The following is a 23,120-nucleotide window of genomic DNA, read 5'->3' as shown; positions in this document are numbered from 1 at the left end:
TTATGCCTCCGGTTTTCCGTCCGCCGAGATACGGCGGAAGCCGAGGTACGGGACGAGCGATTCGGGCAGGACGATGGAGCCGTCCTGTTGCTGGCACTGCTCAAGGAGAGCGGCCAAGGTGCGGCCGATGGGGAGGCCGGAGCCGTTGAGGGTGGCGACGAGCTTGGGCTTGCCGTCCTCGCCGCGGGTCCGGATGTTGGCCCGGCGGGCCTGGAAGGTGCCGAAGTTGGAGACCGAGGAGATCTCGCGGTACGTGTTCTGGCTCGGGATCCAGACCTCGATGTCGTAGGTGAGCTGGGCCGAGAAGCCCGTGTCACCGGCGGCCAGCTTGACGACGCGGTAGGCGAGGCCGAGTTCCTTCAGGCACGCCTCGGCGTGGCCGACCATGGTCTCCAGCGTGGCGTCCGCGTCCGCCGGGTCGACCATCTGGACGATCTCGACCTTGGCGAACTGGTGCTGGCGGATCAGGCCCCGGGTGTCGCGGCCGTACGAGCCTGCTTCGGAGCGGAAGCACGGCGTGTGCGCGGTGAGCGCCAGCGGCAGCTCGGCCGGAGGGATGATCTCGTCGGCGTAGAGATTGGTCAGCGGTACCTCGGCCGTCGGGATAAGGAACAGCTCGCGGTCGGCGACGCCGGTCTTGAACAGGTCCTCCTCGAACTTCGGCAGCTGCCCCGTGCCGGTCATCGTCTTGCGGGTGACCAGGTACGGGACCGCGTGCTCGACGTACCCGTGCCGACGGGTGTGCAGGTCGAGGAAGAGCGTGGCCAGGGCACGCTCCAGTGCTGCTCCGGCGCCGCGCGAGACCGCGAAGCGCGGGCCGGACAGCTTCGTCGCCCGAGCGAAGTCGAGGATGCCGATGTCCTCGCCGAGGTCGACGTGGTCTTTCGGCTCGAACGGGAAGGCCGGCGGAGTGCCGGCCCGACGGACCTCGACCGCGAACTCCTCGGAGTCGCCGTCCGGGGCCGCGTCGTCCGGCAGGTTCGGGATGCTGAGGAGGAGGTCGCGGAGCTTCTCCTCGACCTGCACCTGCCCGGCCTCGATGTCCCGGATCTGGTCCTTCAGCTCGCGGGCGCGCTCCTTCAGTTTGGAGATGTCGCCGCCCTGCTTGGCCGTCTGCTGGACCTCGCTCGCCACCCGCTTGGACTCAGCCCGCAGCTCGTCGGCCGAGCGGATGTTCTGGTTGCGCCGAGACTGGAGGGACTCCAGCTCGGACAGGTCCAGAGAGTAACCGCGACGAGCGAGCCGACGAACCGCTTCGGCACCCATTTCGATTAGGGCGCGGGCATCATGCATGAGGAAGATCCTTTTGATCCGGCTGGTGGGATACGGAATCGACGGTAGCAACCGCCGAGCCCTCGCCGATCCGGAATATGTCCGCGCCACCACGGTCGGCGCGACCTTGGGGAACGTCTCCGCCGAGATCCCCCATCAGCGCCGTGATCCAATCCGGCAGCTCATCGTCGGGTATGGCGATCGGCTCGACGTACGGCGCCTCCGGGAAGAAGAGCGGCATGGCCTCCTTCGGAGATCGGCTCTGATGCCAGAGGAGCACGGAGGCCAAAAGGCCGTGGCCTACGAGAACGCGGGGTCCGGGGCGCTCCAGGGTGGCGAGCAGTCCGGTCAGCATCCTCCGGATGCCGTCGCGCTGGCACTCGATGCCACCCGCAGGCCGCTCGTTGGGACCCTGGCCATCAAGCCAGACCGCGTACTCCAGGAACGGGCGGCCTTCGAACTCTCCGTAGTCGAGTTCGTTCAGACGAGGGTCGATGACCAGCTCCGCCGCCGGCACACCCATCAGTAGCGAAGCCGTCTGCTGGGCACGCGGGAACTCGCTGGTCAGCCACGTCCGCACGGTGTGGAGGGGGAGGGTGGACCAGCCCAGGACCAGCGATTGCCGGCCCTCCTCGGTCAGGTGGATGGGCTGGGACGGGTCGCCGTTGACGAGGTACCGCTTGCTGTAGTTCGTCTGTCCGTGGCGAAGGACGTAGGTGGTCACGAGTCCCTCCTTGGGGGCGACGCGGAAAGGCCGGCGAGCACTTCAGCCATCCGCGGTGCTCTCGGGTCCCCGGTCTCCAGGTAGTAGAGGAGTCCGTCGAGGGCCAGCGCTCGGCACCACGGCGCGAGTACGGGGATAGGGATCCGGGAGATCCGGGCGGCAGCGGAGAGCCGCCCGTAGGTCCCGTGCCCAAGGTCGTAGTAGACGGTCCAGAAGGCCCAGTCGAATGCCGCGTCGCCCAGCATGGGCAGCGGATCGAGCAGGCGCGGATGCCCCAGCCAGTCGAATGGCACGTTCTCCCGATACAAGTCCGCATGCAGGACAGTCGTCCTGCCTGGGTCTTCCTGCAGTCCGGCGAGCGCCGGGAGCGCGGCGTCGACGAGGAGGTTCCATGCGTCGAGGTCGAGCGTCTCCATCCGTCGCCGGATCCGCGGCAGCATCTCCGTGCCGAGGTGGTCGGTGAGCAGCGGGAAGCTGTTCGGTCGCCTTCGGCGCTGGCCGAGGGTGTGCAGCCCCTGAAGGGCAGCCGCCACCATCTGAACCTCGCGCTCTGGCCGCTCGGCGCCACCAGGGCGCCCTCCCACCAGCTCCAGGGCGGCCACCGCCAGGTCGTCAGCGGCCTCGATGACGTCCGCCGTCGGTCCGCCGGCCCAAAGCCGCAGTGCACTCACTTCGTGGCGATACCGGGTGGGGTCGGTCCATGCCTTGAGGAGTAGCGGACGCCCGTCGAAGGCGGTCGCTGTCGCGATCACCGAGGCGTGTCCGGCGTCGTGATAGTCGCCGAGGGACAACTGCCAGCATTCGGCGGCCTGTTCCAGCAGAGCCGGTGCTGCGTCCAGCCACGCCTGGGCTTCCGGCCCGTAGTGCGCGAGTAGCCGCTGTCGGCACCCTGCGGGAACCTCTCCGAGCGTCCGCAGCACCATCAGCTCAGCACGATCCCGTCGGAAACCAGCTCGTCCGTCAGGGCCGGGAACTCGCCGAGCGCCTCGGTGACCAGGGCCTGCACCTTGTCCACCTCGGCGTCGGGAGAGGATAGGCGGACGAGGATGCGCCAGGGCTGATCGAGTCGCTGCCCGGTCGTGCTCACCAGGTGAACCTCGGCGTGCCCCTCGGTCGCCTCGTGGAGCCGGTTGGCGAGTCGCTGCGCGGCCACGTTGTAGAGCTTTCCGACGTGATAGACCGGGTTCTTGCCGTTGGCGCCTTCAAGGTTCATCGGCCGCAGCGGTGTGATCAGCCCGTTGACCCGGTTGCCTCGCCCCACGACACCTTCGTCACCCGACTCGATCGAGCTACCGGTGTACGTCAGGTACAACTCGTCCTTCTCCGGGACGTCGCGGGCGTTCAGCCTGAAGCGGGCCTCCGCTCCGGGCAGCCGGAGGTCGGCGAGGCGGTGGCACTCGGCAAGGACGGTCTCCGCGTTACGGACATACTCCGCCCGACTGTCGACGTGGCGCGACTTCTGGGGGACGCACAACACGATGTCGGCCTGAGCGCCGTCCCAGTAGCCCATGAGTTTGACGTCCGCGCCGCACCAGGCGTGGGCGAGCGTGAACTCGCTCTTCCCGGAGAAGTGGTCCACCAGTTCCCGTACGAATGACTCGAAGGGGTTCTCCGGCGCCCAGCCGGTGCCGAGGGACGTGTCGTTGGAGAGCCGTACCCGCCGCTCGCGAAGATCTTCGACGGAGCGCGGGTTGAACCAGCGGGTGCGGTCGGGCACCCCGTCGCCGGTGAGGACAGCACCCGGGCTCGAATTGCTGGTGATGTTGAAGACGATGTCGAGGTGGGCCGAGACCTCGGGCAGTCGCTCGGCGAAGAACGTTCGGACCTCGGCCTCCACTATGTCCTCGACCGGGATCCGCTCGCCGCCGCACAACGGCGCGGCCCTCCCATTCACCGGCATGGCCCAGCCGGATCGATGACGAGGTGGCTGTTGTCGATGGTCGTGCTCGTACGAGGCATCACGAACTCCCGTTCAGGGGTGGGCAGAAGGGGATGAGCGCAGGCGTCAGCACGCCTGGACGAGCGCTGGAGTGGAGGATTCAGCGAGGAACGCCAGCCGCGCGGAGGAACGCGACAGTCTGAGCGAGCGACCGGTACGCGGAGGCAGCCTGTTCCTCGGCAGCGAGTCGATAGACGTCGTGGACAGTGATGAGGTCGATGTCCTGCGTCCGACGGCGATCGAGCCAGAGGAGCAGGCGCCAGGCAAGAACCGGCCCGCTGAATGGCAACTGGGTCAAGAGATCCACCGGGATGTGGCCGGGCGCTACGCCCTCGTACAGCAGGTCGCGTACGAGGTGGAAGACCACGTCGGTGTAGTCGAGGACGGCCGGTCCGCAGGCGCTCGCCTCCCAGTCGACGACGTGCAGGCGCTCGCCGTCGACGAGGAGGTGCTCGGGCTTGAGGTCACCATGCAGGCGAACGACCGGATGGGAATCGATCGGTTGGAGGGCCTCGCTCAGCACCGCCCACCAGGGCAGCGACCGGCAGCGAGAAGAGAACTGATCGAGCAGGAACTGGTGCGAGGAAAGGACACTTGCTTGCCGTGCTTCCCAGCCGGAGCCGGCAGTGGCGCCAGCAATAGGCCGGTGCAGCCTGCTGCTCACAGCCACGACGTGACCGACGTACTCCTCAGTCGCTGAGTGCGTGCTTACCGAGCACGGCGTCCCATCCACCACCCGGAATGCCGTCCAAGAACCGGCCCCATCGTTTCCCGTGGCCAGGACGGCGGGGACCGAGATACCCCACAGGGCAGCGCGCTCGACCGTCGCGGCCTCACGCTGGCGCCGGCCCTCGGGGTCGACGCCCACGTAGATCTTCAGCAAGGCACTGCCGTCCGTGGCGAACCGCGTTCTGGAGTTCGGCTTGAGAGCTGCCGGGCCGAACGGGCCGAGACCCTGCTCGATCCACGGCTCCGCCGTCTTCGTGCTGCGCACCCTCCACACCTCCAGTCCGTATCAGCGAGCCGTGCCCTGCTCCCATCTGAGAAGCAGGACCGATCACCAAAGCCAGGCGAGGCGAAGGAAGCTGACCACATTGCCCCGCGGCTTTTTCGATCTACTGCGACAGTAGGTACGGCACCCCGCAGCACCCCGGAAAATCCTTCCGGGGTCGATTCCGGCCACGAGGTGATGCTCAGGACATGCGAGGGATGACAGAGAACCTGACCATCGGCGAGCGCGTCGCCTGGTACCGGCGCCGACGCGGCCTTTCCCAAGAAGTCCTGGCCGGCCTTGTCGGACGAACCACGGACTGGCTGAGCAAAGCGGAGAACAATCGGATCGAGCTCGACCGGCTCTCGGTGATCACCTCACTCGCCGAGGCCCTCGACGTCTCCCTCGGAGACCTGCTCGCCGAACCGACCCTCATGGAGTGGTCGAACGACAGCGGCCGCCGCACGGTCCCCGCCCTGCGCGAAGCCCTCATGGACTACAAGCAGCTCACGCCGCTGCTGGGACCTCCGCCCAATGACGAACCGCCCGCCCTGAAGGACCTTCGGGCCAACGTGAAGGAGATCCTCGACGCCTATCAGGCGTCCCGCTACGGCTTCGCCACGCGACGCCTTCCCCTCGTACTGGCCGATGCCCTCGCCGCATCCCGCGCGTACTCGGGGCGTAAGAGGGAGGAGGCTCATGCCCTGCTCGCCCTGACCTACCAAGGCGCGGCCATGGTGCTGGGCAAGGTCGGGGAGTCGGAGCTGGCATGGATCGCGGCCGACCGCGGCCTGACGGCCGCGCAGCACAGCGGTCAGAGCGCGGTGACGGGCTCGCTCTTCCGGGCGGTCACACACTGCCTGCTGGCCACCGGGCGCTTCACCCCGGCGGTCCAGCTGGTGAACGATGCGGCGGCCGTGATGCAACCCAGCTTGAGCACCGCGAACGACGAATACCTCTCGGTCTACGGCACCCTCTTCCTCGCTGGTGCTATGGCAGCCGCCCGAGCGGAGGACCGGGCGACGACGCAGACCTTCCTTCGAGAAGCCGACGAAGCCGCGCAGCGGTTGGGCGCCGACGCCAACCACCTGTGGACGGCCTTCGGCCCGACCAACGTGGCCATCCACTGCGTCGCCACTGCCGGAGAGCTTGGAGACATCCAGATAGCTGCCGACCTCGGACAACGCATCGACACCAGCCACCTGCCTGTGGAACGACGTGTGAGGCACGGCTTGGAAGTCGCCAGAGCACTCAGCGCTTGGAACCGGACCGATGAAGCCCTGGCCACCCTGTTGGACGCCGAGCAGGCTGCCCCGGAACAGGTGCGCCACCACTACCTGAGCCGGGAACTGGTCATCGGCTGGATCCGAGGCACCCGAGGCCGCCCGTCCCAGCCAGTGGCAGACCTGGCACGCAGGCTCGGCGTCGTCGGCGGTTAGAGTCCGTTCCGTGAGCGAGAACGAGCACGAAGCGAAGATGGCCCACCCGCGTATGGCAGCCGGCGCACTCTTCTTCGACGACGCCGACCGAGTCCTGCTCGTCGAACCCTCGTACAAGGACTACCGCGACATCCCCGGCGGATACGTCGAGGAAGGGGAGTCTCCCCGGCAAGCCTGCGTCCGCGAAGTCCACGAGGAGCTGGGCATCAAGCCCCACATCGGCCGCCTGCTCGTCGTGGACTGGGCGCCGAATCCGGGGGAGGGAGACAAGGTCCTCTACCTCTTCGACGGCGGCCGTCTCAGCGCGGACCAGCGCCAGCAGATCGCGCTGCAGGCCGACGAGCTCCGTAGCTACGACTTCCACCACGCCGAGCAACTGCCAGAGCTCACTATTCCCCGCCTCGTACGCCGAATCACCGCCGGGATCCAGGCCCGCGCAGCTGGCCTGACCGCCTACCTGGAACAAGGAGTGTCGCCAGAAACTGGGGCTTGAGTAGGAGCCGCTTGGCCTCAGCCCGCGCGACGATCCTGGGCAGCGAAGGCTCACTGTAACGGCGATTCTTAAACCAGCGATGCATGGCCCCACGCCCATACTGCGCTCCGGGACTCCGCAGGAACTCATACGAGTGACAACCTGAAGGGGCCGATCGTTCTCCGTCTTCCCAGATGACCAGCGGTAGTACTCGTCGTCAATAACCGTTGGAGATGGCAGGATTGGGGAAGTTTCGAGTGGGGGGCCGTTCGTGGCTGTACGCAAGACCATCCAAGTGGTGCCGCGAGCGCGGCGCACGCTGACTTCGCTTCGCAACCTGGGTTACGACCTGCGTCACGCAGTGGCAGACATCGTCGACAACAGCGTTTCCGCGGACGCAGCGACTGTGCACGTCACCGTGCACTTCGACGGCACGCGTTCCTGGATCCGTATCTCGGACGACGGGCGAGGCATGGACGCCGAAACGTTGAGCGAGGCGTTCCGCTATGGGAGCGACCGTGAGTACAACAGGGCGGAATTGGGGCGCTTCGGCTTCGGGCTCAAGTCGGCGTCCACTTCCCAGTGTCGAAGGCTGACCGTGGTGTCCCGTGCGGACACCCCCGGAGCCACACTGGAGGCCCGTCAGCTCGACCTCGACCACATCGACGAAGTGGACAATTGGGAGATCTTCGACCTGGCCCCTGACGAGTTGCCCGAGCCGACCCGGGCTGTGCTCGGTGAAGCTTCTGGCACGGTCGTCCTGTGGGAGGGCCTCGACCGCGTTCTCCGGTATCAGGATCCGTTCGGAGGGTGGGCGAAGAAGCAGCTGATCGCTCACGCCGAGGACATCGACCAGCACTTGGGCATGGTGTTCCATCGCTTCCTTGCTGGAGAGGTTGCCGACCGGGAGCCGCTTCAAATCACGGTGAACGGAACTCCCGTGGAAGCATGGGACCCGTTCTGCCGTGCAGAGCCGAGCACCTCGGCCCTGCAGGAGGAGGACATGGAGGTGCGCTCCCTAGACGGCAACGCGATTGTGCATCTGCGTCCCTTTGTACTCCCCAACCAGAACCACTTCTCGTCGCAGGCTGTATGGAAGCGGGCCTCAGGGCCCAAGGGCTGGAATCGACAGCAGGGCTTCTACATCTACCGAGCCGAACGTCTGATCCAGTCCGGTGGCTGGTGTCGCCTGCGAGCCGTCGATGAGCACGCCAAACTCGCCCGTATATCGCTGGAGTTCTTCCCGGAGCTCGACAGCGCCTTCGGCGTCAACGTGGCCAAGGCTTCCGTCACACTGCCCGAGGAGCTCCGCAAGGAGCTCACACCCCTGGTGACGACCTGGGGCAGGGCGGCTGACACTGCCTACCGTCAGAAGCAACGACCTCCGAGCCCGCCGCCTAGACGCCCCAGGCGGTCAGGTGCCGCGTCGGCGTCACCAGCGCCCACCGTACGTCTATCCTCCGGCCAGCCCGACCCCGGCCACGAGCAGGCGTCGAGTATCAGGCCCACTGCTTTCTCACCTGCGTTGGCAAATCACCGGGACGTCGGCACAACCTCGCGAGTGCCGGAGGCCGCTCCGCTGTCAGCGCGTGGGGCACTCGAAGCTGCCGCGAGTCAAGCCGGTGAGAGCGAGGCACTCAACCGGATCATGTCGGCCCTGCGCACTCTGTCCCCGGAGGTGGCTCATGACCTCGGTTGGTGACCGTATAGAGGGGCACCTCTTTGTCCTCAAGGCCATCATGGACAGGGACAAGCTGACCCTTGAGGAAAGCCTCTCCCGCTACCCCGGCCTCGTGCCGACGGAGGACCACGACGCCGTTCGCCGCCACTGGGAACAGCAGCAGCGGACCACGACCATCATCCGCACTGTGCGCCCAACCGAGCTCACCGCCATGGGAGGACCGCGGCCCTGGGCCGAGGACTGGGACACCGCCGAGGGCTACTACTGGGCGCGTCAGCGTCGCTTCCTCAGCCACGTACTGCGCCGCCAGGACTACGAGATCGACAGCGTCGACCTGGCGAGTGACCGAGTATTGGCCCACCTGGAGAACCCGCGATACCCGGAACCGTTCATTGTGCGCGGTCTGGTCGTGGGTCACGTACAGAGCGGCAAGACGAGCAACTTCTCCGCCCTGATAGCCAAGGCGTCCGACGCTGGCTACAAGATCATCATCGTGCTTTCCGGGCTCCACAACACGCTGCGCCAGCAGACGCAGAGGCGCCTTCAGCGCGACCTCGGCCACGAGAACGTTCCGTTCCCCAAAGGCGTGGGGCAAGGGGACCCGGAGAAGTACTGGACCTGGTTGACCCGGGACGACCTCGATGGCGACTTCGACCCAGGGGTCAATGTCGGACCTCTGCAAGGGCAGAACCAGGTCATCCTGGTGGTGAAGAAGAACAAGACACGCCTGGACAGACTTCTTGACTGGCTCGAAAACAAGGTTCCTGAGCATGTGCCGGTCCTTGTTGTCGACGACGAGGCCGACCAAGCGTCGGTGAACACGGGTGGCAACCGTCCCGATGACGAGCCAGTGTCCGAGGTCCTCGACCTCAGGGCAGCGGACTTCGACGGAGAGATACCGGCAGACGACGAGCTGGACCCCAGCGCGATCAACCTTCGCATCCGGAGGCTGCTGCGCTGTTTCGCGCGGGTGTCCTACGTCGCCTATACGGCGACCCCCTTCGCCAACATTCTCATCAACCCCAACGCGGAAGACCGCGAAGGTGGAGACGACCTGTTCCCACAGGACTTCATCCTCACCCTGCCCCATCCTCCTGGCCAGAAATACGTCGGCTCTGACCGTCTGTTCGGCCGCGAGCAGCTCCCCGGTGAAGTCGGGCAGGTCGACGGGCTTGATGTAATTCGGATCGTTCCGGAACTCGAGGTGGAGCAGGTCATTCCTCCGAAGGGGAAGCGAAAGCCTTACACTCCCGTAATCCCAAGCACTCTCAAAGCTGCTCTTATTGACTTCTTGTTGGCAGCTGCTGGTCGGATGGCGCGGAACGGTGCCGATCAGCCTTGCACCATGCTTGTGCATATTGATATGCGTAAGGAAGCCCAGGACAAGCTCGCTGCCGAGATCACCGCCGAGCTCGGTCACATGCGACAGCAGTGGCGCTATGACCGGGAAAACTTCCTGCCCGTGCTAAGTGATCGATGGGACACTGAGTTCCGTCCGCTCACCTCGTCGATGGACCTCGACAATGACGCGCCGTTCGAGAAGCTGGAGCAGCACTTGGACGCTCTGCTCACCCCAGGAGTAGAGGTCCGGATCCTGAACTCAAACCACGAAGACGAGCTCGACTTCGAGATCGAACCGGACCTCAAGGCCGTCTTGGTTGGAGGTAACAAGCTCTCCCGAGGTGTCACCGTCGAGGGACTCCTCGTCTCGTACTTCGTAAGACGCAGCCCCTACTACGACACGCTCCTTCAGATGGGGCGTTGGTTTGGTTATCGAGGCGACTACGTCGATCTGACGCGCTTGTACAGCACCCAGCTGCTTGTCACGTGGTTCCATGACCTGGCCACGATCGAGGAGGAGCTTCGACGGCAGATAGAGCACTACGCGCGCCGGAAACTCAAACCGTGGGACGCCGCGCCACGGATCCGTAGCCACGAGAAAATGCTGCCGACAGCCAAGAACAAGATGAAGGACACCTCGCTCCAGCAGGAATCCTTCGACGGCAGGAAACTCCAGACCCTCCGCTTCCCATTCGACGACCCCATGATTCTTGACCTGTGTAGTGAGAACCTCGGAACCACTCGCGCTCTACTGGGCTCCTTGGGAGCACCACACCGCGCAGACCCTGGGCGCCTAAACTGGGAAGGCGTCAGCGCCGAGGCCATTGTTCGCTTTATCGAACTGTTCCGGTTCAGCGACCAGAGCGCTTTCGACGTGCCGTCCGTCGCGAGTTATATTCAGGCCCAGACCCAGCACAATGAACTTGTGTCCTGGCGGGTAATGGTTTCGTCTGCCCGCGTCCAGCAGAACGAGCACCGTACGGTCGATTTGGGCATCTCGGGACATCCTGAGGTGACAATGATCCAACGCAGCAGGCTCGCGAAGGACCCCAGCTCACTTGGTGTGGTCACTGAGCCGGAGGACGAGCTGCAAGGACTCACCTCGGCCCAGATTGAAGAGGCTCGCAAGCTGCAAGAGTCAGGGGGTTTCTCCACGCTTGGTGATGCGTTCAGGTCCCAGCGGTCGTCGCGAGAGGGATTGCTCGTCCTCTACCCCATCGATCCGAGCAGTGGAGTGGGCGCCAACGCGAAGAACCGACGAAGGTTGTTCGATGAGGGAATTGAGCGGCCCGAATGCGTTTTGGCATACGCCGTTTCTTTTCCCTACTCCACGAGCCCGAGGAGCCTTCCCTACGTGGTTGGACATAAGGCAGGGCGCCCGTGAACGCGGCTGAGCTAGAGAACCTGTGGAGTCAGATTCCAGATGCGCCAGCTCCTGGCCTGCTGTCTGCGGAAAAGCTGCCAGCCGATGACCTGTGGGCCGCAGTAGATGCCGACGGGCACTGTCATCTACTGCTACACGTGCCGCCAGGCACACAAGCACCGAGCACCCTCACCAAGGGCCTTCAAGTCCGGGTGGGTGAGCATCAAGTGGCCGGTCAACCGGTCAGCGATTATCTGGATGTTGCCTGCCTGGACGCAGCAGCAGTGACAACTTTCGCTGCCGTGGCCGCTGACATCATTCACCTCGCTGGAGCACTGCAGGGAGCGGAGAGGGCCGCCGCTGTGGGTGACGTCCTTGAGCGGTGGAAGTGGTTCTGGGAGGTGGACTCCAGCCGCCTCACCAACAACGACGCATTGGCTCTCTTTGCGGAGCTGTGGTTTCTGGTGCGGTGGGCCGGCGTGACGCCAACGCATATAGAAGCCTGGACAGCGTCCGAGGGATCCCGCCACGACTTCCAATGGCCGAACGCATCCGTCGAGGTCAAGGCCACCGCCCGTAGTGGCGATGCCGGCAGCGTCCACACGATCCGGAGCCTGGACCAACTCGCAGCTCCAGAGACGGGGGAACTCTATCTCTTCAGCCTCCGCGTGACGCGGGACCAACTGGCCAACAACACGCTGCCCAAGCTCGTCGACAGGGTGGCGACGGACCTAGCAGATCACCCGGCCGCCCGAGAGCGATTCCTACAAAAGGTTGGAAGGCGGGGTTACAGCCCAGTCCAACGTAAGACCCATGAGATACCCTACCGAATTGTTGAGGAGTGTCTCTACCGGGTCACGGATGACTTCCCTCGCCTGACTCACGATTCCTTCCCCACTGGGTTGCCGGGCGGAGTCGTGCGAGTCTCGTACGACCTCGACTTGGCTGCTTGTGGGTCGTGGCTTCTTTCCACCAATCCCAAAGACTGGTCACCCACCTAATGCGGTCGATGTGGCCCATGCGCTCATCCATGAGGACCTTCTCGGTGCCGAGGTCCTCCATCACGGTCCGATGGGTGACGAAGGCCGTGGGGTGTGGGGCCCTTGGCGATCGGGAGCCAACACAGCCCGGTCGCTGGCGCCGCGTCGTCGGGCGCAGAGACCGCCCTCCGCCCGGTGAAATCGCAGTCCGCCAAGCCGTAGCGGCTGGCCTAGACGACACCTGCTGGCAATCAACGGTCGAAAGAGCAGCTGCGGGCCCGGCCGACGAGACGATCTCGCTCGGGTGTACCCGACTCCTGCAGCAACGGTGGCGTTCCAGGTCGCCGACCCGGCCAGGACCAACTTCAACGCGTCCGAGGTCCAGCCGGAAGGCTGGCCCCACTCCCGAGCGGGCCCTACAGCTCGCCCACAGCGACCCAGCAGTTGGCTTCAGTGCTCGTCGAATGCCTCGGCCAGTTCGACCGCGAATGACGGTAGTGACTGTGGGGCGATGGCGGTCACCATGTCTCTGTCACCGCGCAAGCTGGAAATCCGCAGAACACCGGATGATTGATCCCGCGCCTACTAGCATCGACCTTGGGCGGGCGTTTGCCGGATGCATAAACTGACGACGCGGAGGGGGCACCTCCTTGATTTCGCGGTGTTCCTTTGGTTCATGTGGATCATGAGTCAGCCGCACAGTGAGAGGGCCCATATCGGGGAAGCAGGCTGGAACCACCCATGACGTACGACATCGCGGCCCCCGAACCCGCGGGCATGGTGGCTTCGCTCAGCTCCCTGGGGTACTCGCTGCCGGCTGCCGTCGCGGATCTCGTCGACAACAGCATCGCGGCTGACGCCCGGAACATCGACGTCGAGTTCACCTGGGCGGGACGGGACTCATGGATCGCAGTCGTCGATGACGGCAGGGGCATGAGCGCCCAGGAACTTGTCACGGCAATGACCGTGGCGGCTCGCGGGCCCGCGACGTCACGCTCCTCCACTGACCTGGGCCGCTTCGGCGTGGGTCTGAAGTCCGCCTCGTTCTCGCAGTCACGGCAACTCTCCGTGGCCACAGCGACCGATGGGGTGTGGCACATACGGACCTGGGACCTCGACGTCGTTGAGGAGTCCGGCGAGTGGAGGCTCCTCCACGGAGCAGACGTCGACACAACTACCGTGCTGGACAGGCTTCGGAGCGGCACTGGCCACGGAACGATCGTGCTCTGGCGGCGGCTCAACGGCTACAACGGCGGTGACGTCCGCGAGGACGATGAGCGCACCCAGAAGCAGTTCTACGCCGAGGCGGCCCGCACGGAGTCACACCTCGGAATGGTTTTCGCCCGGTTCCTCGCCGGGAGCCGGCGCCGGAGCCTGCGTGTGTCCGGAACCCCGGTGGAACCGTGGGATCCGTTCATGGGCAACCACCCTTCTGTCCAGCGGCTCCCCACCGAGGAACTGCCTCTCAGCGGCAGTTCTGTGAGGGTCGAGGCGTTCATCCTCCCCAGCGCCCACCGGCTCACCCCTGAGGAGTACGGCCTGGCTGCAGGGCCACAAGGGTGGCTCGACCAGCAGGGCTTCTATGTCTACCGCCGCAACCGTCTGATCCTGGCCGGCGACTGGCTGGGGCAGAGAGGCATGCGTCGCGAGGAGAAGTACAACCTGGCGCGCATCGCCGTCGACATCCCGGCCGAGACGGACGTCGAATGGGGTGTCGACGTGAGGAAGTCCAGCGTTGTCCCACCCGTGGGCCTACGCCCGCACCTCCACCGCATCGCACGACAGGCTCGGGCGAGGGCCGCAGACGTGCTGCGGCACCGTGGACAGGTCGCTGCACGTACCCACGGTGATCCTCTGTCGTACGCGTGGAACGTCCGCCGACCGGATGGCCGGGTCACGTGCAGGATCAACCGCAGCCATCCGCTGGTCCAGGCTGCCCTGCGACCCGGCGGCAACAGCACTGCAGACGTACGCGCATTGATCCGGCTTCTGGAGGAGACGGTGCCCGTCGCTGCCCTCCGCGTGATGCATGAGACGGACACCAGTGACGACCCGGAACCGTTCGGTGGTCCAGGACCCGCCGACGAGGCTGCTACCGAGGTGGCTGAGCGCATCTACGAGTCACTCGTCTCGGGCGGCCGATCGCCCGCCGCCGCGCGCGAGAGGTTGCGGACCATGCCTCCCTTCGACCAACTGCAGGGCTTCTGGAGCGGATGAGCCCTGAGTCGTTGTCAGTGGCCGCCCCTACTCTGCTCGACACCGTCTACATCCCGCTGGAGGTCCCACGTGAGCGCCGTTCCCGACGACCCCATGGCCAAGGCCACGCGTCTGGTTCTCGGATTCCTGCCACAGGACCGTCAGCCGAAGCCGGACGAGGTGCAGAACGCGGTCAACGCCATCTTCGGGATGCTGGCCGCGCAGGGGGAGGACCTTGACCGGGACCAGCTGGCCAAGGAGATCGAGGCCATGACCGCCGTGTTCCAGGAGCGGTCGCTGGCACTCGTGGACCCCAAGGGGCACGAACCCTGGCTGCCCGAGGCGAAGAACGACCGCGCCTGGGACTTCTGGGAGCGCTACCGGCGGTATCTCGAAGACGTGGTGAACCTTCCGCCGTGGGTAGTGAGGCGACTGGACCAGAGCTCGGACGAGGTACTGAGCCAGTTGGAGGATCCTCGCCGTTCTGGCCCCTGGCGTCGCCAGGGTCTCGTGATCGGCCAGGTGCAGTCGGGCAAGACCGGCCAGTACATCGGGCTCGCCGCGAAGGCCGTGGACGCGGGGTACCGGTTCATCGTGGTCCTTGCCGGCATCCACAACGACCTCCGGAGCCAGACACAGCTGCGGATAGACGAAGGGCTCCTGGGTTTCGACACCCAGCACCAGAACCGATCGAACGAGGACGGCCGTTCACGCGCGATCGGAGCGGGAGCCATGCCCCTCGCCAAGAAACTCGACATCGCGTCGCCGACAAGCAGCGCGGAGAAGGGGGACTTCGGACTCGCGACGGCCAAGGCCATCAACTTCCCCCTCGGCAGCTTCCCGGTCGTCCTCGTCGTCAAGAAGCACTACAAGATCCTCGAATACCTGCGTAACTGGGTGACAGACGTCCACGGCACCGAGGACGAAAACGGCGAGAAGGTCGTGAAGGACCTCCCTCTGTTCGTCATCGACGACGAGGCCGACAACGCCTCGATCAACACGGTCCGTGACCCCGAGGCAGACCCGACCAAGACCAACGCCGCGATCCGCAAGCTCATGAAGAGCTTCGACAAGGCCGCGTACGTCGGGTACACGGCCACCCCCTTCGCCAACATCTACATAGACCCCGACGTGGACCACGGCGTCGCAGGGGAAGACCTCTTCCCGTACAGCTTCATCCGCAGTCTTCCCTCGCCGTCGAACTACCTAGGTCCGGAGCGGGTCTTCGGGCTCCAAGTCGACGACGAGGACGAGGAGGACGTGCAACCGCTGCCGCTCGTGCGCCATGTGGACGACGCCGACACCTGGCTCTCCACCAAGCACAAGTCCGGTGACATCCCTGGCGACAGGCTCCCGCAGTCCCTGCGCGACGCGATCTTCTCGTTCGTGCTCGCCTGTGCCGCCCGCCGAGCGCGAGGGCAGACCAAGGCTCACAACTCGATGCTGGTGCACGTCACCCGCTTCACCGCGGTGCAGAGCCTCGTTCGCGACCAGGTCGACGACCACCTGCGGCTCATCGTTGACATGATCCGAGACCGGTACGGAAAGGGCCCCGAGCTCCGTGCCGAACTCCGGGCTCTCTGGGAGCGGGACTTCGTTCCCACCACGGACGAGTTCCCGGCTGAAGAGGTGCAACGCCTGACCTGGGAGCAGGTCTCCGAACAACTCCTTCCTGCCCTCAGGAAGATCCAGGTCAAGACGGTGAACGGCACCTCCAAGGATGCGCTCGACTACTACGAGAACCGGAGAAACGGCCTGTCCGTGATCGCCATCGGGGGACAGAAGCTCTCCCGCGGCCTCACCCTGGACGGCCTGACCGTCAGCTACTACCTGCGCGTGTCGAAGACGTACGACACCCTCCTCCAGATGGGCCGGTGGTTCGGATACCGCCCCGGATACGAGGACGTGTGCCGTCTGTACACCACGCCCGCACTTGAGGACGCCTACGTGGAGGTCACCGCCGCGACCGACGAACTCCGCAGGGAGGTCGAGGAGATGGCGGCACTCAGCCTCACCCCGAAGGAGTTCGGGCTGAAGGTCCGTTCTTCCTCTCTGGGGCTCACCGTGACCGCGGCCAACAAGATGCGCCAGAGCGCGAAGATCCTTCTCAGCTACTCGGGGGAGGGACCGGAGACCGTCATCTTCAAGCTCGCCGACAGGACCGTCGAGAACAACTTCAAAGCCCTCGAAACCCTGGTCCGTCGGCTGGACGACGTCGCGGAGCTCGTACCTGGGGGTTCAGGTACCAACGTGCGGTGGGGAGGGGTTCCCCCTGAGGTCGTCTCGGAGTTCCTCACCACCTATGAGACCGACCGCATGGCTCAGCGGGTTCGTCCGAGGCTCATCGCCAAGTACGTGGAGCAGTGCGCCAGGGTGGGTGAGCTGGGCAACTGGACCGTGTGCCTGGTCAGTAGCACGACGTCGCAGTCGCCACGAGAAATCGCGGGGCACACTGTCGGCCTCGTGACCCGCAAGGCGCTCAACGACGGCTTCAGGGCCGAGGGAAGGTACACGATTCGCCGGGTACTCAGCCCGCCCGACGAACTGATCGGCCTCGACAAGGCGCAGGAGGACGCGGCACGAAATGCCGCGAAGAAGGAGGCTGAGAAGAAGGAAAAGGCGTCGGCTCCGAAAACGCCGGCGGGCCCGCACATCAGGCGGCAGCGGCGGACCGACCAGGGCCTCCTGCTGATCTACCCCATCGAGCTGCCACAGGCCGCCGACGGTGAGGCGACGACACCCCTCGTGGGCTTCCAAGTGAGCTTCCCGCACTCCGACTACCAGTCCAAGACCGAGTACATCGCCAACACCGTCTGGCTCCAGGAGGACATCTACACCATCGCCGAGGAGGACGAGGCGTGACCGTCACCGAGGACGAGTGGCGTGAACTGGAGAGTCCCCAGGACACCCCGGGGCGGTCCAGCCTCCGGCTGTACCCGGAGTCCCCGCTCGACATCTTCCTCTCCGTCTCCCACCCTGGCCGCCAGCGCATGTTGGTGTTCCGGGCGGACGCTCGCTCCGCAGACCCGATCGTGCGGTCGGTGGGCCGACTCCCCAAGGCAGCAGGTATCGAGATGAACCTGAGTGCCGTATCCCGGGTTGAGTACGAGCTCCAGGTGATCCTGACGGCGGACGGGCTTCGCGAGGTGTTCAACCCGCTCGTCACCGACGTCGCCGAGATCGCCAAGTCCGCTCCGGCCGCCGCTGAGGCCCTTGCAGCCGCCGTGGACCGGTTCGAGAGGTGGCAGGACCTCCTGCGCGCTGTCAGCCGGGACGGGCTGAGCGCCGAGGCACGTCGCGGACTCTACGGCGAACTCCTGGTACTGGGAGACGTCCTCCTGGCCTCCCTGGGCCAGGCCGAGGCGGTCGAGGCGTGGACCGGTCCCACGGGGACCAACCAGGACTTCCAGCTGTCCGAGCTGGCCATCGAGACCAAGGCCAGTGTCGCGAAGCGGCCCCGGAGTATACGGATCGCCAGCGAGAGACAGCTGGACGGAACCGGGACGCCCGCGCTGCTCCTCGCACTCGCGAATCTCGACGAGCGGCGGGGTGGATCGGGAGAGAGCCTGAACAGGAGGGTGGAGGGCATAAGACAGCAGCTCACGAGTCCCGCCGCCCGGGCCCGGTTCGACGGTCTACTCGTCCAGGTCGGTTACCTCCCCGGGCACCATGACCTCTACGAAGAACCCCGATACACCCTCCGCGAGCTTCGGTTCTGGCACGTACGGGAAGGCTTTCCCAGGCTGGTCGAGTCGGACCTGCCCGAGGGCGTCGGTGACTGCACCTACCACGTGAGCACCTCGGGTCTGGACGCCTATCGCGCCACGGCCGACGAGGTGAAGGAACTGATCGGGGGATCCCATGGCTGAGCTCGACCTGGCCGAGTTCTCGCGGAGCCTCGTCGCCGACGTCCAAGCGACCGCTGACGCCGAGGGGACGACCACCCCGGAGGCGTTCACACGCCGGGTCTTCGAGGACCTGGAGCAGGCCGGCGTCGTATCCAACACCTTCACCGCCTACCACAAGATGCACGGCCACGAGGTGCACGGTTACGGCATAGGAGAGTCGGGCGAGTCCCTGGACCTGTTCGTGACGGACTTCCAGCTGGAACCACTGGAGTCCAAGCTCACGAAGGCACAGACCGAGACGTCCTTCAGGCGGCTTCTGGCGTTCGTACAGCGTTGCCGGGACGGGCTGCAGCAGCACATCGACGAGTCATTCGACGTGTACGACATGTGCGCTGCGGTCGAAAAGGCTCTCACCGAGGTGCAGCGGATCAGGCTCTTCCTGCTCAGCAACAGGGTGGGCACCGCAACCGAGTTGCCGACCTCGGAATTCGACGGCCTCCCGGTGACCCACGAGGTGTGGGACCTGGCACGGCAGCACCGCCATGCGACGTCGGGCGCACTCGGCGAGCCCATCATGGTGCCGTTCAGCCCTCCGCTGCCCTGTGTCTCCGCCCCGAGCTCGGAAGAGGACCATTCTGTGGTCCTGGCCGTCATACCAGGGGAGATGCTCGCCGAGCTGTACGCCGAGTACGGCACCCGGCTCCTCGAACTCAACGTTCGCTCCTTCCTCCAGACCCGCGGCGCGGTCAACCGGGGTATCCGGGAGACCCTGCTGAACGCACCTGGCAGGTTCCTGGCCTACAACAACGGGATCACCGCGACCGCGTCGCAGGTCGACTTCGTGAGGGGCCCGGACGGCGAGCCCACCCACATCTCCGGAGTGCACGGCCTCCAGATCGTGAACGGCGGCCAGACGACTGCCTCGCTCCACTATGCGCTGAGCCGCGACAAGGCCGACCTGTCCCACGTCCGGGTCCAGATGAAGCTGACGGAGGTGGCGCCCGAGCGGCTCGCGGAGATCGTTCCCAAGATCTCGGAGTACTCCAACACGCAGAACCGGGTGACTCAGGTCGACTTCAGCTCCAACCACGACTACCACGTGGACATGCAGCGGATCACCCGATCCCTGTGGGCCCCCGCGACGGACGGCAGTGGTCAGGAGACCCACTGGTTCTACGAGCGTGCACGCGGCCAGTACACGGACGAGTTGGCGAAGGCCCGCACCCCTGCCAGACAGCGGCAGTTCAAGAAGCTGAACCCGACGAAGAAGAAGTTCACCAAGGCGGACCTCGCCAAGTTCGTCCATTCGTGGAACCAACTGCCGTACCACGTGAGCCGCGGTGCACAGAAGAACTTCGTCGAGTTCATGTTCAACATCGACAAGGCACCGCCCCGCGTCGACATCCAGTACTGCCAGCGGGTGATCGCAATGGCCATCCTGTTCAAGGCGGTGGACCGGATCGCCGCCATCCACGGAGCAGGCAGCCACAAGAGCCTGATCACCACGTACACCGTGGCTCGCCTGTCCTCGGCAACAGACCGCCGGATCGATCTCGACCGGATATGGCGAGAGCAGGACCTCTCACCGGTGCTGGAGGCCGCGATCCACGACCTGTGCCCCCGCGTCATGCGCGCGGTGACCACTCCGCTTGAGGGCAACCACGTGGGCGAGTGGGCCAAGAAGGCGGCCTGCTGGGATGCCGTGTCCAGGGTGCCCTGGACGACCCCCCGAGCCCTGACGGCGGAGCTGCTCGACCACTCACTGGACGAGGCGGCACTCGCCGGCGGTACCGGTGCCGAGGAGGGAGCAGGTGAAGAGGCAGCTCTGATCCCCGCCGACGAGTGGTACGCAATCGAGCGCTGGGCCAAGGAGACCCGCAACCTCGAACCCTGGCAGCGGCAGCTGGCCCAGTTCGTCGGAAGGCGCCTCGAACTGGAGCAGGAGGTTCCAGAGACGCAGGCCGTTCAGGCCCTGCACGCCCGTAACGAGGCGCTACGGCTGGGGTTCACTCCCGACCCGTAGCCAGCGGCTTCGCGTCCTGGTCGCGAAGCCACCGACTTGTCAGAGCGTCCCCTTCTCAATGAGGTCATGGATCGCGTCCTCGGCCCGCCTGAGTACGATCCGCCCGTCCCCGTCGCTGAACGCGACAAGGTCAGTCCCCGGCGCGATGCCGGCCTCTGCCAGCAGGCCGAGAGGCAGCTCGACACGGCCCTGGTCATCGACGTGAAGTTCGGCTGGTTCCCGGAGCATGAGGAGAGTGTGGCACTCTCCCTCTCGGAGGACGTCGACAGGCTGGGGCTGCAATCATGGCCGGAGCTGGCAGGACACCGGATCAGCTGTGGGTCGCCACTGCGGAGGGGGAGCATCTTCGTGGTCGACGTGTGAGGGACACCAAGCCCGAGATCGCCCTCAGGAAGGCAGTGCACCGGTTGGGCCTCAGGTTCCGCCTCCAGCGGAGGGTGGCGCCGCGGTGCACGGCCGACTTCGTGCTTCCCAGGTATCACGTTGCTGTCTTCGTCGACGGTTGTTTCTGGCACGGCTGTCCCGACCACAGCCCCAAGGAGTTCCGAGGGCCCAACGCCGCTCTCTGGCAGGAGAAGCTCGAGAGCAACAGAGAACGGGACCGACGCAACACAGCGCAGGCCACGGCCGCCGGATGGACCGTGGTTCGAATCTGGGAGTGCGAGATTCGGCGCGACGTTGAGAGAGCCGCGCAGCGGGTCGCGGAGACTACCGATTCGAACGGCGCGGGGTGAGTCGCCGATCGGCTATCCCTGCGTGACGGCCAGAGTCAGCAGGTCGTCGGACAGGTTCTCCCGGCTGACGCAGTGGGCGACGAGCGGGCACTCCGAACACACGGGTTGGTCCTCCCTGCACAGGTCCATCCCGATGAGCCGGATCGCCCCCATACGCAGAGGTGCGTCCTTGCCCGCGCCCACGAGCTTCACCAGGTTCACGCGGCCCTCGCTGAGGCGGTTCGCGTGATCCGTTTCGACACCGTTCACACGAGCCGCGACCCGCAGCGTGCCCGTGCCGACCAGCATGAGGTCCTCTCCGATCAGCAGTCGGTAGAGGGATTCTTCGGCTGGCTTCATGGCCAGCTTGGCGGGTACGTCGAGCCGCTTTCCCCACTGCCAGTCGTAGGGCTTTTCCACCAGCGGTGCCAGGCGGTCCACGCGGGACCGGACGGGCATCGTGGGCGCCGCGTCGACCAGCTTCTTGAACAGTGTCGCGGTGAGTGTCTTCGACCTTCTGACGGCGGTCATCAACTCCGCCATCGCGGCCGGCTTGATCTTCGCTCCGGAGAGTATGGCCACCACGGCGGCATGCAGCGGTACTGACGCCTCGCCCGGAAGCTGGTACCAGTCCCCGCCATCACGCCTTTGCTTCGCCCACTCCGCGAGGCCGTTCCTGACCTCCCGCCAATGGGGCTGGAGCCCGGCAGTCTCCGTGGTGGCGTCACCAACCGGCTTCAGTGCCTCAGCAGCGGCCTCTCCCAGGAGCGGGGGTACGGCGTTCCCGATCTGCCGGAAGGCGTCACTCCGGGTGCCGGCGAACCGGAACTTGTCCGGAAAAGTCTGAACGCGTGCCGCTTCCCGCACGGTGAGAGTCCGCAGCTGCTCCGGGTGGATGTACCAGTAGCCGTCCTTGGCGATGTGGGCGGTGATCGTACGACTGAGTTCGCCCCAGGCCAGCTTCTTGTACTTGTCCGTGTACTTCTCCGCGCTGTACCGCTGGTATTTCTTCTCGTCCCCGGTCAGTTTGTCCTGAAGATCCGAGTACTTGGTGTCGGATTCCATGACCTCGAAGATCCGGTGGTCGTCCCTCCGGACCCTCCGGGTCATGTGGTCCCAGAGCAGTCCACGAGGCGCCTCTTCGCGCATCTTCGTGGCGAAGCTGGACAGGTTGCGAGGCTTTCGGTACTTCAGCTCCCGCTCTCCGACCCGTTCCGTGGGAACTACCTCCAGCTCGGGCAGGTCACCGATGGCGTCGCGCAGGGTAGTGCGCTCCGAGTCGGGCTTCCGCCAGGTGAAGTCGTCGACGTCCTTCCTGGCCAGGAGGATGAGACGCTTCCGATGCTGCGGGACGCCGTAGCTCCATGCGTCAACGAGCCGCACCTGCGTCGCGTAGCCGAGCTCCTCCAACTCCTCCTCGATCGTTCGGATGACGAAGAAGTCGTCGTGAAGCCCCATGTCGGGGACGTTCTCCATGAGGACCGCCCGCGGATTGATCCGCTTCACCATGTCCAGGTAGGCGCTCCACAGCTCCTTCCGGCGGTCTTCCGGGTCGCGGCCATGGTTCTTGACGAGGTCACGGATCTTGTTACGCCCGGCCCTGCTGAAGGGCTGGCAGGGAGGTCCACCCGCCACGAGGTCGATCTTGGCGGACTTGAGGATCTCCTCAAGCCTGTCGCGCTCGGCGGGATCACCGAGATCCATCTTCAGGCTGAGGCCCGGGAAGTTCGCCCTGTGGGTTTCAAGCGCACGCTCGTCGGAGTCCACGGCTGCCGCAGTGGTCCATCCCGCCCGCTCGACACCGGCGCTGAGACCACCGGCACCGGAGAAGAGATCTACGGCCAGCCTCTTGCCCTTACCGAAGCCTTCCAGCCAGTCCTGGAAACCCTCCGGGGTGCAGCTGTTCTTGTTCGGATCCAGCTTGAGGTAGTCACTGCGTTCAAGAGGTACGCCGTAGTGACCCTTCGTCACAGCACAACCCTTCGTACGCAAGACATGAACGAGCACCAGGAGATCACAGACGCGCTGGTAGAAGCAAGGATTCCGCCGAAGTGGACGTCAGGAAAACCTGCTGCTCACCCGCCGCGTACCCCCAGGTATCCCGATCCTCGGGACCCCCGGTCTCCTGGGGCCGGACC

17 protein-coding genes and 1 pseudogene are annotated in these 23,120 nt (G+C 65.6%); 11 read left to right on the top strand and 7 right to left on the bottom strand.

The genetic code is table 11. The annotated features are described in order from the left end of the window. The 5 genes from serS to ACFYO2_RS28935 form a co-directional block, all read right to left on the bottom strand. On the bottom strand, positions 1-1,293 hold the full coding sequence (gene serS, locus ACFYO2_RS28955; RefSeq protein ID WP_388354949.1) for a serine--tRNA ligase: 1,293 nt from the start codon (positions 1,291-1,293) through the stop codon (positions 1-3). Beyond that, a complete protein-coding gene (locus ACFYO2_RS28950; protein ID WP_388354947.1) occupies positions 1,286-1,996 on the bottom strand; it encodes a histidine phosphatase family protein in 711 nt (236 codons plus the stop codon). The genes serS and ACFYO2_RS28950 overlap by 8 nt, the downstream gene beginning before the upstream one ends. Continuing rightward, positions 1,993-2,919 (bottom strand): phosphotransferase, encoded by a 927-nt coding sequence (locus tag ACFYO2_RS28945; protein WP_388354945.1) that lies wholly within the window; start codon positions 2,917-2,919, stop codon positions 1,993-1,995. The genes ACFYO2_RS28950 and ACFYO2_RS28945 overlap by 4 nt, the downstream gene beginning before the upstream one ends. Beyond that, positions 2,919-3,896, bottom strand: a complete 978-nt coding sequence (locus ACFYO2_RS28940) for a methionine adenosyltransferase (RefSeq protein ID WP_388354943.1) — start codon at positions 3,894-3,896, stop codon at positions 2,919-2,921. The genes ACFYO2_RS28945 and ACFYO2_RS28940 overlap by 1 nt, the downstream gene beginning before the upstream one ends. Positions 3,897-4,035: 139 nt before the next feature. Next, complete coding sequence (locus ACFYO2_RS28935) at positions 4,036-4,929, bottom strand: aminoglycoside phosphotransferase family protein (RefSeq protein WP_388354941.1); 894 nt, start codon at positions 4,927-4,929, stop codon at positions 4,036-4,038. Positions 4,930-5,144: 215 nt separating this feature from the next. Between ACFYO2_RS28935 and ACFYO2_RS28930 the strand changes: the two genes are divergently transcribed. The 5 genes from ACFYO2_RS28930 to ACFYO2_RS28910 all read left to right on the top strand — a co-directional run bounded on the left by ACFYO2_RS28930 (position 5,145) and on the right by ACFYO2_RS28910 (position 12,223). Next, positions 5,145-6,365 carry a helix-turn-helix domain-containing protein gene (locus ACFYO2_RS28930; RefSeq protein ID WP_388354939.1) on the top strand — a complete coding sequence of 407 codons (1,221 nt, stop codon included), beginning with the start codon at positions 5,145-5,147 and terminating at the stop codon, positions 6,363-6,365. A gap of 10 nt (positions 6,366-6,375) precedes the next feature. Beyond that, the gene (locus ACFYO2_RS28925) at positions 6,376-6,858 is read left to right on the top strand and encodes an NUDIX domain-containing protein (RefSeq protein ID WP_388354937.1); all 483 of its coding nucleotides are present in this window, start codon (positions 6,376-6,378) and stop codon (positions 6,856-6,858) included. 250 nt (positions 6,859-7,108) lie between these two features. Further along, complete coding sequence (locus ACFYO2_RS28920; protein ID WP_388354936.1) at positions 7,109-8,539, top strand: ATP-binding protein; 1,431 nt, start codon at positions 7,109-7,111, stop codon at positions 8,537-8,539. Then, the gene (locus ACFYO2_RS28915) at positions 8,523-11,243 is read left to right on the top strand and encodes a Z1 domain-containing protein (RefSeq protein WP_388354935.1); all 2,721 of its coding nucleotides are present in this window, start codon (positions 8,523-8,525) and stop codon (positions 11,241-11,243) included. Before ACFYO2_RS28920 ends, ACFYO2_RS28915 begins: the two co-directional genes overlap by 17 nt. Beyond that, positions 11,240-12,223: a PD-(D/E)XK motif protein gene (locus ACFYO2_RS28910; RefSeq protein WP_388354933.1), complete on the top strand. Its 984-nt coding sequence runs from the start codon at positions 11,240-11,242 to the stop codon at positions 12,221-12,223. The genes ACFYO2_RS28915 and ACFYO2_RS28910 overlap by 4 nt, the downstream gene beginning before the upstream one ends. Positions 12,224-12,227: 4 nt before the next feature. Here ACFYO2_RS28910 and ACFYO2_RS28905 read toward each other — a convergent pair. Continuing rightward, positions 12,228-12,553, bottom strand: a pseudogene (locus tag ACFYO2_RS28905) (hypothetical protein); the annotation flags it as partial. 390 nt (positions 12,554-12,943) lie between these two features. Between ACFYO2_RS28905 and ACFYO2_RS28900 the strand changes: the two are divergent. The 6 genes from ACFYO2_RS28900 (at position 12,944) to ACFYO2_RS28875 (ending at position 21,003) form a co-directional block, all read left to right on the top strand. After that, a complete protein-coding gene (locus tag ACFYO2_RS28900; protein ID WP_307181809.1) occupies positions 12,944-14,419 on the top strand; it encodes an ATP-binding protein in 1,476 nt (491 codons plus the stop codon). A gap of 69 nt (positions 14,420-14,488) precedes the next feature. Next, entirely contained in the window at positions 14,489-17,260 is a 2,772-nt protein-coding gene (locus tag ACFYO2_RS28895; RefSeq protein ID WP_388354931.1) for a Z1 domain-containing protein, read from the top strand. After that, the gene (locus ACFYO2_RS28890; protein WP_307181811.1) at positions 17,257-18,267 is read left to right on the top strand and encodes a PD-(D/E)XK motif protein; all 1,011 of its coding nucleotides are present in this window, start codon (positions 17,257-17,259) and stop codon (positions 18,265-18,267) included. The genes ACFYO2_RS28895 and ACFYO2_RS28890 overlap by 4 nt, the downstream gene beginning before the upstream one ends. Next, a complete protein-coding gene (locus tag ACFYO2_RS28885) occupies positions 18,260-20,269 on the top strand; it encodes an AIPR family protein (RefSeq protein WP_388354929.1) in 2,010 nt (669 codons plus the stop codon). The genes ACFYO2_RS28890 and ACFYO2_RS28885 overlap by 8 nt, the downstream gene beginning before the upstream one ends. Positions 20,270-20,335: 66 nt before the next feature. Next, positions 20,336-20,632: a hypothetical protein gene (locus tag ACFYO2_RS28880; protein ID WP_388354928.1), complete on the top strand. Its 297-nt coding sequence runs from the start codon at positions 20,336-20,338 to the stop codon at positions 20,630-20,632. Beyond that, positions 20,629-21,003: a very short patch repair endonuclease gene (locus tag ACFYO2_RS28875; protein ID WP_388354926.1), complete on the top strand. Its 375-nt coding sequence runs from the start codon at positions 20,629-20,631 to the stop codon at positions 21,001-21,003. The genes ACFYO2_RS28880 and ACFYO2_RS28875 overlap by 4 nt, the downstream gene beginning before the upstream one ends. A gap of 12 nt (positions 21,004-21,015) precedes the next feature. Here ACFYO2_RS28875 and ACFYO2_RS28870 read toward each other — a convergent pair whose 3' ends face one another. Next, positions 21,016-22,953, bottom strand: coding sequence for a DNA cytosine methyltransferase (locus ACFYO2_RS28870; RefSeq protein ID WP_388354924.1), 1,938 nt, complete (start codon positions 22,951-22,953; stop codon positions 21,016-21,018). Positions 22,954-23,120 lie beyond the last annotated feature (167 nt).

This window comes from Streptomyces sp. NPDC006602, from assembly GCF_042870385.1.
Taxonomy (GTDB): Bacteria; Actinomycetota; Actinomycetes; order Streptomycetales; family Streptomycetaceae; genus Streptomyces.
Note: the sequence above shows the minus strand (reverse complement) of the source record. Positions and strands in the feature narration are given on the sequence as shown.